Source organism: uncultured Brevundimonas sp., assembly GCF_937870815.1.
GTDB lineage: Bacteria > Pseudomonadota > Alphaproteobacteria > Caulobacterales > Caulobacteraceae > Brevundimonas.
In genome coordinates this window covers 1-11,183 of record NZ_CALMZS010000060.1, presented here as the reverse complement: position 1 = coordinate 11,183, position 11,183 = coordinate 1, and the positions used below count along the sequence as shown (strand labels likewise).

The 11,183-nt window shown below is 72.5% G+C and carries 13 protein-coding genes; 7 read left to right on the top strand and 6 right to left on the bottom strand.

From position 1 onward, the window contains the following. The coding region (locus Q0588_RS03875; protein ID WP_298743947.1) for a toprim domain-containing protein at positions 1-470 on the bottom strand (470 nt) is incomplete at its 3' end. Then, positions 471-800 carry a YbaB/EbfC family nucleoid-associated protein gene (locus Q0588_RS03870; RefSeq protein ID WP_298743946.1) on the bottom strand — a complete coding sequence of 110 codons (330 nt, stop codon included), beginning with the start codon at positions 798-800 and terminating at the stop codon, positions 471-473. A 132-nt stretch (positions 801-932) separates the two neighbouring features. Between Q0588_RS03870 and Q0588_RS03865 the strand changes: the two genes are divergently transcribed. The 5 genes from Q0588_RS03865 (at position 933) to Q0588_RS03845 (ending at position 5,525) form a co-directional block, all read left to right on the top strand. Next, positions 933-1,955, top strand: a complete 1,023-nt coding sequence (locus Q0588_RS03865) for a UbiA family prenyltransferase (protein WP_298743944.1) — start codon at positions 933-935, stop codon at positions 1,953-1,955. 11 nt (positions 1,956-1,966) lie between these two features. Then, positions 1,967-2,872 (top strand): RsiV family protein, encoded by a 906-nt coding sequence (locus Q0588_RS03860; RefSeq protein ID WP_298743942.1) that lies wholly within the window; start codon positions 1,967-1,969, stop codon positions 2,870-2,872. Between the two features lie 104 nt (positions 2,873-2,976). Then, positions 2,977-3,999 (top strand): fatty acid desaturase family protein, encoded by a 1,023-nt coding sequence (locus Q0588_RS03855; protein ID WP_366872577.1) that lies wholly within the window; start codon positions 2,977-2,979, stop codon positions 3,997-3,999. A 5-nt stretch (positions 4,000-4,004) separates the two neighbouring features. Next, complete coding sequence (locus tag Q0588_RS03850; protein ID WP_298743940.1) at positions 4,005-4,529, top strand: hypothetical protein; 525 nt, start codon at positions 4,005-4,007, stop codon at positions 4,527-4,529. A gap of 147 nt (positions 4,530-4,676) precedes the next feature. Then, the gene (locus Q0588_RS03845) at positions 4,677-5,525 is read left to right on the top strand and encodes a neutral zinc metallopeptidase (protein ID WP_298743938.1); all 849 of its coding nucleotides are present in this window, start codon (positions 4,677-4,679) and stop codon (positions 5,523-5,525) included. Positions 5,526-5,528: 3 nt separating this feature from the next. Here the strand turns inward: Q0588_RS03845 and Q0588_RS03840 are convergent, their stop codons facing one another. The 3 genes from Q0588_RS03840 to Q0588_RS03830 are packed head-to-tail and all read right to left on the bottom strand — an operon-like array spanning position 5,529 to position 7,661. Further along, positions 5,529-6,476: a pepsin/retropepsin-like aspartic protease family protein gene (locus tag Q0588_RS03840; protein ID WP_298743936.1), complete on the bottom strand. Its 948-nt coding sequence runs from the start codon at positions 6,474-6,476 to the stop codon at positions 5,529-5,531. Positions 6,477-6,531: 55 nt separating this feature from the next. Beyond that, complete coding sequence (locus Q0588_RS03835) at positions 6,532-7,353, bottom strand: LD-carboxypeptidase (protein WP_298743935.1); 822 nt, start codon at positions 7,351-7,353, stop codon at positions 6,532-6,534. After that, positions 7,350-7,661, bottom strand: a complete 312-nt coding sequence (locus tag Q0588_RS03830) for a hypothetical protein (protein WP_298743933.1) — start codon at positions 7,659-7,661, stop codon at positions 7,350-7,352. Before Q0588_RS03830 ends, Q0588_RS03835 begins: the two co-directional genes overlap by 4 nt. 144 nt (positions 7,662-7,805) lie before the next feature. Here Q0588_RS03830 and Q0588_RS03825 point away from each other — a divergent pair, with 144 nt between their 5' ends. Next, a complete protein-coding gene (locus Q0588_RS03825) occupies positions 7,806-9,230 on the top strand; it encodes a Mur ligase family protein (RefSeq protein WP_298743930.1) in 1,425 nt (474 codons plus the stop codon). A gap of 95 nt (positions 9,231-9,325) precedes the next feature. Then, positions 9,326-10,930, top strand: a complete 1,605-nt coding sequence (locus tag Q0588_RS03820) for an ATP-binding protein (RefSeq protein WP_298743928.1) — start codon at positions 9,326-9,328, stop codon at positions 10,928-10,930. Here the strand turns inward: Q0588_RS03820 and Q0588_RS03815 are convergent. Next, on the bottom strand, positions 10,927-11,183 hold a 257-nt coding region (locus Q0588_RS03815; RefSeq protein WP_298743926.1), incomplete at its 5' end, for an integrase core domain-containing protein. The two genes, Q0588_RS03820 and Q0588_RS03815, sit on opposite strands and share 4 nt — an antisense overlap.

The following is an 11,183-nucleotide window of genomic DNA, read 5'->3' as shown; positions in this document are numbered from 1 at the left end:
TAGTGGGCGGTGGTCTGGCCGTCGACGGTGGCGGGCAGGGCCAGCACCACCTCCCGGGCCTCGCCGCCGCGCACCCGGCCGACCAGTTCGGCGACCCTGAGCGCGTCGGGGCCGACGCCGTCGAGGGCCGAGAGCAGGCCGCCGAGCACATGGTATTTGCCGCGGAAGGCGCCGGAGCGCTCCATGGCCCACAGGGCCCCGGCCTCCTCGACCACGCAGATCAGGCCGTTGTCGCGCGACGGGTCCGAGCAGATCGAGCAGGGGTCGCGGGTGTCCGGCGCGCCGCAGACCGAGCAGGAGACGACCTTCGCCGCCGTCTCGGCCAGGGACGCGGCCAGCGGGACCAGCAGCTGTTCGCGACGCTTCAGCAGGGCCAGGGCGGCGCGGCGGGCCGAGCGCGGGCCGAGGCCGGGCAGCCGGGCCAGAAGGCCGATCAGACGTTCGATCTCGGGTCCGGCGGAGGCGGCCAATCAGAACAGCTTGGGCATGCCGGGGATGTTCATCCCGGCCATGGGACCGGCGGCCTCGCGCATCAGGGCGGAATTGGCCTCGTCGAGCTTGCGCTTGGCGTCGGCGTGGGCGGCGACGATCAGGTCGGCGAGAATCTCGGTCTCGCCCGGGACCATCAGGCTGTCGTCGATCCGGACCGAGGTGACCTCGCCGGGACCCTTCAGGTCGACGGCCACGAGCCCGCCCCCGGAACTGCCCGAGGCGGTGGTTTCGGCCATCTTGGCCTGGGCCTCCTGCAGCTTCTGCTGCATCGCCTGGGCCTGCTGCATGAGGGCGTTGAGGTCTTTCATGGGCCCTAGATAGGCCCCGCCGCCCGGCGCCCGCAAGGGCGGGACCGGCCGGCGGCGACCTTGCTGCGCGAGGGGGAGCGGTCGGCGCCGCCGTCTCTTCACCCCCGCCCCCGGACCGCCTACAACCGCCGTATGAGCTCCGCCCCCCTGCCCGACGCCGGATCGAACTGGGTGGACCGCCATGCGCCGGAGGGCCTCAAGCCCTGGCTGAGACTGGGCCGCTTCGACCGGCCGATCGGCATATGGCTGCTGCTGCTGCCGGGCTGGCAGGGCGTCGCCCTGGCGCTGGGGCAGCAGCGCCGGCCGCCCGACCCCTACGATCTGTGGCTGTTCCTCGGCTTCGCGATCGGGGCCGGTCTGATGCGCGCCGCCGGCTGCGCCTTCAACGACATCGTCGACCGGGACATCGACGCCCGGGTGGCCCGCACCGCCCTGCGGCCGATCCCCTCCGGCCGCATTTCGGTGAAACGGGCCTGGGCCTTCGTGATCGGCTGCAGCCTGCTCAGCCTGCTGATCCTGCTGACCCTGAACCTCGCTGCCGTCCTGCTCGGCGTCGCCTCCCTCGCCCTCGTCGCCGCCTACCCCTTCATGAAACGGATCACCTGGTGGCCCCAGGCCTGGCTCGGCCTGACCTTCAACTGGGGCGCCCTGATGGGATATGCGGCGGCCGCCGGCGGACTGCCCTTCCTGTTGTGGGCCTATGGCCAGTCGCTCGTGGCGACCGGCGAGTGGCAGGCCGTGGGCCGGGCTGCGGACCCGCAGGGCCACCTCGCCCTCCCCGCCCTCCTCCTCTACCTCGGCGGCGTCTTCTGGACCCTCGGCTACGACACCATCTACGCCCTGCAGGACCTCGAGGACGACGCCCTGGTCGGGGTGAAGTCCTCGGCCCGCCGCCTCGGCCCCCACGTCCGCCGCGGCGTCGGCGGCTTCTACCTCCTGAGCGTGATCCTGACCGCCGCCGCCGGCGCGGCCGCCGGCCTCGGGCCGCTGTTCCACCTCGTCCTGCTGGCCTGGGCCGTCCACCTGCTGCGGCAGGTCCGCGAGGTCCGCGCCGGCGACCCGGCCCTGGCGCTGCGGCTGTTCCGGTCCAATCGCGACGCCGGCCTCATCCTGTTTCTCGCCATCATTCTCGGCTCGGTTCAGCTTCCGCTTTGAAGGACACCCGCATGACCCGCCCATCGTCATCCCCGCGCCCGACCCGGGGGCGTCTCCTGCTCCTGGCCGCCGCGGCGGCCGCGACCCTGGCCGCCTGCAGCCGCGACCGCGACCGCGAGCCCGAGGCGCCGGCCCCGGCGGCGCGGGCCGACCCGGACGCCCTGGTCACGCCCGCCGACGCCGCGGCCCCGTCCGGGTTCGACGAGAAGACCCCCTGGGCCGAGGTCAGGCTGATCCTGCCCGGTGAGCTGAAGGCCCACCCCGACCTGCACGCCCGCCTCTACGCCGAGGAGGTGCGCAAGCTGCGCCAGTTCGCCGAGGGGGCCCAGAGCGACCGCACCGAGGCCGGCGCCGACCCGAACCAGCCCAAATTCGGCAACACCGTCACCTTCGCCGCCGCCGCCGAGACCGGCAAATTGTTCAGCCTGAAGCGCACCTCGTTCGAGACCGGCGGCCCCCAGGCCAACACCCTGACCAGCGGCGTCCTCTGGGACAAGGCGCTCAAGCGCCAGCTCGGCCTGGCCGACCTGTTCCGCAAGGGGGCCGACCTGGCCGCCCTCGACCAGGCCCTGTGCTCGGCCCTGAACGCGGCCAAGCGGGCCCGCGTCCCCGACGGCCCGTCGATCACCTTCGACAGCAAGCCCTTCTCGTGCCCGCGCGCCGCCGCCACCGCCTTCGTGCTGACGCCCGGCGACGCGCCCGGCAAGGCCGCCGGCCTGACCTTCCTGATCGGCCCCTACCAGGCCGGGCCCTACGCCGAGGGCGGCTATGAGATCGCCGTCCCGGCCACCTCCTTCCGGTCCCTGCTGGCCACGGCCTACGCCGGCGAGTTCGGCGGCCGGCCGGCCAGGACCGGGGACGTCACCCCCGCCCCGACCCCCGTCCAAGCCCCCGCCCCGGCGGGGCCCGGGCGGTGACCGCCCCGCGGCGGCGGACGGTGTCCGCAATTGGTGACCGCCAGCATGATGGCCCTCCTGGCCTGATGTCAGGTTAGCCTGACGTTTCGTCAGGTAATCATCACATGCCGCCAGACCCGGCCGGCGCCTTTTCCCCGACCGCGCCCGAGCGTATCCTGCGCCCCATGCCCGCCGCTCCCCGCGTCCGCCCGGCCGACCTGTTCACCCCCGAGGAATGGGCGCCGTTCCAGGCGCGCTCCGGCTGGATCGGCCCGCTGCTGGTGCTGCACTGCTGGGGCGTGATCCTGCTGGCCGCCGCCGCCGGCGTGCTGTGGCCCGTGCTGATCCCGCTGTGCGTCGCGGTCATCGGCACGCGCCAGCTGGGCCTGGCCATACTGATGCACGAGGCGGCCCACGGCGGCCTGTCGCCGAACCCCCGCCTGAACGACGCCCTCGGCCACTGGCTGTGCGCCGTCCCGGTCGGGGCGTCGCTGGGCCTCTACCGGCCCTATCATCTCAGCCACCACAAATACGCCCAGCAGGCCGAGGACCCGGACCTGATCCTGTCCGCCCCCTTCCCGGTCAGCCGCGCCTCGTTGCGCCGCAAGATCGTCCGCGACCTGACCGGCCAGACCTTCTTCAAGCAGCGCGTGCTGTTCCTGTTCAGGGCCTTCGCATCGCGGCGCGACGGGGACATGGCCGAGGGCGCCGTGGTCACCGGGCGCAGCGTCGCCTCCTTCCTGCTGGTCAACGCCGGACTGCTGGGCGCCGCCGTCCTGGCCGGGGCCTGGTGGGCGTTCTTCGTGCTGTGGCTGCTGCCGATGGCGACCTGGTTCCCGATGGTGACCCGCCTGCGCAACATCGCCGAACACGCCTGCGTCGAGGGCTCGGCCGACGACGCCTTCCGCGCCGCCCGCACCACCCGCGCCGCCTGGTGGGAGCGCGCCTTCATCGCCCCCTACTGGGTCAATTTCCACGCCGAGCACCACCTGTTCATGCACGTCCCCTGCTGGAAGCTGCCGGCCCTGCACCGGGCGGTGCGCGCCCGCCCGCAGGGCGGGCGGATGGAGGTCGCCCCGGGCTATCTGCAGGTTCTGAGGACCGCGAGCGGGGCCGGCGGGGACGCCGCCCGACCGTATCCGCGCTGATCCGCATGACCCGCCCACCGAGGCCGGAGCCGCGCATCTACCTCGACTGCGACGGCGTGCTGGCCGACTTCGACAAGGGCGCGACCGCGGTGCTGGGCCTGCCGCCGCGCCGGTTCGAACAGCGTTTCGGCCTCAAGACCTTCTGGGCCCGCCTGGCGGCCACGCCCGGCTTCTTCGACACCCTCGACCTGCTGCCCGACGCCATGGCGCTGTACGAGGCCGTCCGCCACCGCGATCCCGTCATCCTGACCGGCCTGCCGCGCGGGGCCTGGGCCGAGCCGCAAAAGCGCCGCTGGGCGGCCCGGCACTTCCCCGGCGTCGAGGTCATCACCACCTCCGCCGCCCTCAAGCGCGAGCATTGCCACCCGGGCGACGCCCTGGTCGACGACAACGACAAATTCCGCCACCTGTGGGAGAAGGAGGGCGGCGTCTTCATCCACCACACCTCCGCGGCCGCCTCGATCGAGGACCTGCGCCGGCTCGGCTTCCTCGGGCCGCGGTCGCGGATAGCCGCCGGCGCGGTCCGGTAAAGGCTGCGGCCGACGCCGATCGCCGAGCCCGCCGCCTTCATCCTCGCCGACACCCGACTCCAGCCCGCTGAACCCCTGCCCTGCTGCATCCCTTCGCCGGCCGCCGCGTTCCTGCCTGGCTTGCATCACGGAACGAGGGACGCAGACATGCGCTGGCAGGGCGGACGACGCGGCGGCAACATCGATGACCGCCGGGGCCTCGGCGGCGCGGGCCTGGCCGGCGGCGGCGTCGGCGCCCTGGTGCTGGCGGCGATCGGCTATTTCGTCTTCGGCCTCGATCCGCAGACCACCACCCAGCTGGCCAGCCAGTTCGGCGGCGTCGGCAGCGCCGAACAGGGAAGGCGGGGCAGTCCGGAGGATCAGGCCGGGGCCTTCGTCGACGTGATCGGAACCAATGTCGACGACGTCTGGAAGACCCGGCTGCGGGGCTATCAGCCGCCGACCGTCACCCTCTATGAGCAGGGCGCCTCGACCGGCTGCGGCTTCGGCCAGGCCGCCATGGGGCCGTTCTACTGCCCCGCCGACCGCCATGTGTACCTGGACCTGTCGTTCTGGCGGCAGATGGAGAGCCAGCTCGGGGCCTCGGCGGCCGACTTCGCCCGCGCCTATGTCATCGCCCACGAATACGGCCATCACGTCCAGACCCTGACCGGCGCGTCGCAGCAGGTCCAGCGGGCCCAGCAGGCCGCCTCCAGCCGGGCCGAGGCCAACCGCTACTCCGTGGCGCTGGAGCTTCAGGCCGACTGCTACGCCGGCGTCTGGGCCGCCAACGCCGCCGCGGTCTCCAACGGGGCCGTGGCGCTGGAGCCGGGCGATCTCGAGGAGGGCCTGCGCACCGCCTCGGCCATCGGCGACGACACCCTGCAGCGGCGCCAGGGCGGCCGGATCGTGCCCGAGGGCTTCACCCACGGCTCGTCCGCCCAGCGGGTCGAATGGCTGCGCCGCGGCTACCAGTCCGGCGACCCGGCCGTCTGCGACACCTTCTCGAGGCTCTGAGCCTCAGCCCACGGTCAGGTCCAGCGGCTGCGACACCAGCAGGGCGCCCGCGCCCAGGTCGATGGCGGCGCGGCGGGCGGCGAACGCCTCCATGCCGACCAGGGCCCCGGGGAAATTGGGCAGGGGCGGCTGCTCGAAGACGCCGACCTGGACGCGCCGGTAGAGGTGGCCGGCGAAGGTCACGGTCCGGGCCTCGACGACCGCGGCCCGCATCGCCCCGCCCAGCACCAGGCTGGTCCCGCTGTCCCGCGGCCGTCCGTCCAGCAGGCCGGCGGCCCCGGCGGTGGCCTGGTCCAGCGCCAGCAGGGACGAGGCGCCGGTGTCGATCACGGCGTCCACGGCGGCTCCCTCGACCGTGACTTGCGCGACCAGGCCGCCGCCCGAGCCGCGGACCTCGGCCGGGGCCAGATCCGGCGGCTTCACGAACGCCTCCCGGGCGATCAGCCGCACATGCCGGCGCTGTGGGTCGAGCGCCAGCACGGCATGCTCCAGCACGTCCCGGCCGAGGATCAGCGGCGTGTTCAGGCCGGCCGGCGAGGCCAGCGGCCCGAGGTCGAGGATGGCCGCCCGGAGCCTGTCGACCCTCAGCCCCGGCAGGGTCACCTCGACCGTGGCGCCCCGGCCCATCTGGCTGCCGCCGCCGACGCCATAGGCGACCAGCGGCATGTCGAACAGCGACCGGCGCTGCGGCGGCAGGGCCTCGACCAGCCGGCGGTCGATGACCGAATACTGCGCCCCGGTGTCGATCAGGGCGATGACCTCCCGTCCCTCGACCCGGGCCTTCACCGTCGGCACATTGGCCCGCCGCGCATAGGGCAGCCACGGCGTCGCCCCGTCCGGGCCGAAGGCCAGATCGGGCGCGGGCCAGAACAGGGTCTCGCGCGCCCACCAGGCCCCGCCGACGACGGCGGCCAGTCCTGCGGCGCGGATCAGCAGGTTGCGGCGGTTCATGGCCGCGAACATGGCCCGCCGGGGGCCGCCGCGCCAGCGTCGCCGCCGCCGCGCCCTATCGCGGGCCGAACGGCACGACCCGGTTGTCGCGGTCATGGCCGATGTCGGCCGCCCCGAGATAGGCGATGCCGGACCTCTGGCACCAGTAGCGGACGATCTCCTCCGGGGTCAGGCCGAAGTCCGGATCGTTCTCGACGACATCCGACACCCGCCCCAGCCGGATGCCCGCCACCCGCCGGATCGAGGCCTGGCCGGTCAGGTGGAACATCATCCGGTCGACCCGGTACAGCGGCTCCGACACCTCCTCCAGCATCAGCACATGGCCGCCCAGGTCCGGCTCCAGCGCCGTCCCGACGAGGGCGTCGAGAATGCTCAGGTTGAAGGCGGCCGCCGGGCGCGGGTCCTCGTGCAGCGACGGCTCCCACGACGCCGGGTCGCCGCGCTTCAGCCAGTTCAACGCCCGCCAGGCCGTCGCGTCATGGCGCACCGCATCCGAGGCCATCGGCCCGTGCGCCACGTGCGGGAAGCCCGCCTTGTAGAGCCCGGCCAGCAGCGTTCCCGCGTCCGAATAGCCCAGATACCGCTTCCTGCGCGCCACATCGGTCAGCCGCGGCAGCACCGCCTCGGCGATCCGGCACGAGCCGTAGCCGCCCCGCGCGAACCACACCGCGTCCAGCCGCGGATCGTTGGCGTAGTCGACGAAGGCCGCCGCCCGGCTGGCGTCGTCGCCGCCGAAATGCCCGTGCTTGCCGAAACTGGCCGGGTGGAAGACCACCTTGGCCGACCCGTCCGGCACGTTCGCCGCGAACCACGCATGCACGGCGTCGGCCCGCTCCCGGCTGAAGCGCGAACTGGCGTTGACGATGCCGATCTTCACGGTGCTGACGATCCTGAAGACTCGGCCAAGCGGGCTTTCGCACGGCGCTTGTAACGCTTGATGATCTCCTCCCAAGCGAACCTGAGCAGGATGTTGAAACCGAGAGCTAGCGAGAACCACGTCTTACTGATCCGCGACTCCACGAACGGTAGCCAACCATAGCTCCAAAGGAACATGACCAGCACCAAGCAAACTGAGAAGCCGTACAGGATGTCATAAGGCATCTGAACATTCCGAGGCGGGCGGGCCGCCTTCGCCAGCTCCTGTTCCTCAGGTGTCCCGTGCTTTCCGAACACGATGTCGAGCACTCGGGTGGTTATCGACGGACTTGGCGACGGCGTCATCGGTGAGGGCTCCTCCTGCCGTCCAGCTTAGGGGGCCGCACCGGCTTCTGGAAGCCGTCACCCATCCACCCTCTTCCCCGCCGCCGTGAACCCGCCTAGTCACGCCTGATGGCGAACGACGACTATTTCTTCTGCGGCATCGGCGGCTCGGGCATGCTGCCGCTGGCCATGATCGTGCAGGCGCAGGGGAACCGCATCGAGGGCTCGGACCGCTCCCGCGACCAGGGCCGCACCCCGGAGAAATTCGCCTGGCTCGAAGCCCACGGCGTCACCCTGCACCCGCAGGACGGTTCCGGCGTCGCCCGCCCGGACCAGATCGTCGTCGCCACCGGAGCGATCGAGGCGACCGTGCCCGACCTCGGCGCCGCGAAGCGCGCCGGCGCCCGCATCGTCACCCGGCCGGAGCTGCTCAGCCGGATCTTCAACGCCGCCCCGGTCTCGATCGGCGTGGCCGGCACCAGCGGCAAGTCGACCATCACCGGCATGATCGCCTGGATCCTGCACCGGGCCGGCCGCGCGCCGACGGTGATGAACGGCGCGGTGATGCGGAATTTCGCCGACGCCGACCATCCGTTCGCCAGCGCCCTGATCGGCGGGCCCGACCTGTTCGTCTCGGAGGTCGACGAGTCCGACGGCTCCATCGCCCGCTACGACCCGACCGTGGCCGTGGTCTCCAACATCTCGCTGGACCACAAGTCGATGGAGGAGCTGCGCGACCTGTTCGGCGGCTTCATCGGCCGCGCCCGCACCGCCGTGCTCAATCTCGACAATCCCGAGACCGCCGCCCTGGCCCAGGGCCTGGTCGAGGCCGGGTGCGGCGACGCCGTGGTCACCTTCGCCCTCGGCGAGGACTCCGCCGACCTCGCCGCCCACGACCTCGAACTTCTGCCCGACGGCGTCCGCTTCGTGCTGTCCGACCGGGCGACCGACGCCCGGCGCGCCGTCCGGCTGCAGGCCCCCGGGGCCCACAATATCGCCAACGCCCTCGCCGCGCTCGGCGCGGTGCGCGCCGTCGGCGTGCCGCTGGACCAGGCCGTCGCCGCGCTCGAGACCTTCTCGGGCATCCGCCGCCGCATGGAGGTGGTCGGGACCACGAACGGCGTCACCGTCATCGACGACTTCGCCCACAACCCGGACAAGATCGCCGCCACCCTGAAGACCCTGCACGCCTTCGAGGGCCGGCTGCTGATCCTGTTCCAGCCGCACGGCTTCGGCCCGCTGCGGCTGATGAAGGACGAGTTCATCGACGGCTTCGCCGGCCTGTTGCGCCCGGACGACGTCCTGCTGATGCCCGAGCCGGTCTACCATGGCGGGACCACCGACCGCAGCGTCGGCAGCGGGGACATCGCCGCGGGGATCCGCGCCGCCGGCCGCCGCGCCGAGGCCCCGCCCAGCCGCGAAGCCTGCGGCGAGCGCCTGCTGGAGCTGGCCCGCCCCGGCGACCGCATCGTCGTCATGGGCGCGCGGGACGACACCCTGTCGGTTTTCGCGGCGGATCTGCTGGCCCGTCTTTCCGATCCGGCTACGGATTGATTTTCAAAAGACTCTCTCGGAAAATTCACAAACGGAAAAGCTGCCGTTAAGGCCGCCCCCGCTAGGTCGCCGCGACACGTCGGGGATTACAGCAGATGGCCAGGGTCGGGGATTTCGCGAGCAAGGCGGCGCCGGTGTCGCCGGAGACGCCCGGAGCCCAGATCGTCGAACGCTTCGAGCAGGAGCCGGACACCCTGGCGATCGCCGTGGTCGACGCCGACGGACGGCCGGTCGGACTGGTCGAGCGCAACGCCTTCACGCTCAGGATGGCCGCCGAATTCGGTCGCGCCCTCTACGCCCGCCGTCCGGCCTCCAGCTTCATGGACCCGAACCCGCGCGTGCTGGACGCCGCCGCGGACGCCGAGACCCTGTTCGACACCGTCGACGCCGCCAGCCTGGGGGCCCTGCTCAACGGCTTCGTCGTCACCGCCGACGGCCGCTATGCCGGGGTCGGCGCCGGGGTCCACCTGCTGCAGGCCGGCAGCGCCGTGCACCGCCGCCGGGCCGAGGCCATGAGCGCCCTGGCCCGCGACTTCGCCAACGCCGAGCGGGAGGCGCGCACCTCCAGCCGGGCCAAGTCCGAATTTCTCGCGGTGATGAGCCACGAGATCCGCACGCCCCTGAACGGCGTGCTCGGCGTCGCCGCCCTGATGGAGCGCGAACTCACCCAGGAGGCCCTGCGCCCCTATGTGCGGACCATCCTCGACTCCGGGCGCAGCCTGCTGCGCCTGCTCACCGACGCCCTCGACATGTCCCGGGCCGAGGCGGGGCTGATGGCCTTCGAGACCGCGCCGGTCCGGCTGGACGGCCTGGCCGACGACCTGCTCGCCCTGTGGAGTCCCCGGGCCGGGGAGAAGGCTCTGGCCCTGACCGTGGCCTGCGAGGCCGAGGGCGCCGATTGCGTCGTCGCGGATGAAACGCGGCTCAAGCAGCTGCTCAGCAACCTGATCGGCAACGCCATCAAATTCACGCCTTCAGGGGCCGTCGAGGTGCGCCTCCGCTCCCGCGCCGTCGACGGCGCCGCCGCCCTGACGATCACCGTGGACGACAGCGGGCCGGGCGTCGCCGACGACGCGGCCGAGGCCGTGTTCGAGCCGTTCAACACCGGCGGCGCCGGGCGCGAGGGGGCCGGGGCCGGGCTGGGCCTGGCCATCTGCCGGCAGATCGTCGAGCGGATGGCCGGCGAGATTTCGGTCGGGCGGGGCCCGCTCGGGGGCGCGCGCTTCACCGTGGTCCTGCACCTGCCGCTCGCCGACGCCGCGGTGCTGGAGGAGGCGGCGCGGATGAGCGATCCCACGCCGCACGAGACCCTTCACGTCCTGGTCGTCGACGACAATCCCACCAACCGCTTCGTCGCCGGCAAGGTGCTGGAGCTGTTCGGCTGCTCTCATGAGGCGGCGGAAAACGGACGCGAGGCGGTCGAGCGGATGCAGGCGACGCCGTTCGACCTCGTGCTGATGGACATCAAGATGCCGGTCATGGACGGGGTCGAGGCCACCCGGGCCATCCGGGGCCTGGCCGGCCCGGCCGCCCGCGTCCCCATCCTGGCCCTCACCGCCAACGCCGATTCGCGCGACGAGGCGGAATACCTCGCGGCCGGCATGAACGGGGTGGCCCAGAAGCCGATCCAGCCGGACCTGCTGCTCGACGCCATCCGGCGCGTCCTCGCCCCCGCGCCTCCCGAAGCGGCGGCCGCCTAGATGTGGAGCCTCAACAGGTTGTCCTCGGCGAGGGCGAGTCTGCTGATGGGCGTTTGTAGTTTGATGCCGCCGTGGGGTCGATGCCAGTTGTATCGATGGAGCCAGAACGGCAGCTCGGCGGCGCGTTGAGCCGAGCTCTGGTATTTTTGGGCGTAGGCCCACTCGCGCAGGGCGGTCTGGATGAAGCGTTCGGCCTTGCCGTTGGTCCTGGGGGTGTAGGGCCTTGTTCGGATGTGCCGCAGGCCCAGCGCCT

Bases quoted from the DNA above. Each gene is read 5' to 3' on its own strand.
- Q0588_RS03860 (WP_298743942.1), top strand. From the start codon at position 1,967: ATGACCCGCCCATCGTCATCCCCGCGCCCGACCCGGGGGCGTCTCCTG.
- Q0588_RS03865 (WP_298743944.1), top strand. From the start codon at position 933: ATGAGCTCCGCCCCCCTGCCCGACGCCGGATCGAACTGGGTGGACCGC.
- Q0588_RS03845 (WP_298743938.1), top strand. From the start codon at position 4,677: ATGCGCTGGCAGGGCGGACGACGCGGCGGCAACATCGATGACCGCCGG.
- Q0588_RS03855 (WP_366872577.1), top strand. From the start codon at position 2,977: ATGCCGCCAGACCCGGCCGGCGCCTTTTCCCCGACCGCGCCCGAGCGT.
- Q0588_RS03825 (WP_298743930.1), top strand. From the start codon at position 7,806: ATGGCGAACGACGACTATTTCTTCTGCGGCATCGGCGGCTCGGGCATG.
- Q0588_RS03870 (WP_298743946.1), bottom strand. From the start codon at position 800: ATGAAAGACCTCAACGCCCTCATGCAGCAGGCCCAGGCGATGCAGCAG.
- Q0588_RS03850 (WP_298743940.1), top strand. From the start codon at position 4,005: ATGACCCGCCCACCGAGGCCGGAGCCGCGCATCTACCTCGACTGCGAC.
- Q0588_RS03820 (WP_298743928.1), top strand. From the start codon at position 9,326: ATGGCCAGGGTCGGGGATTTCGCGAGCAAGGCGGCGCCGGTGTCGCCG.
- Q0588_RS03840 (WP_298743936.1), bottom strand. From the start codon at position 6,476: ATGAACCGCCGCAACCTGCTGATCCGCGCCGCAGGACTGGCCGCCGTC.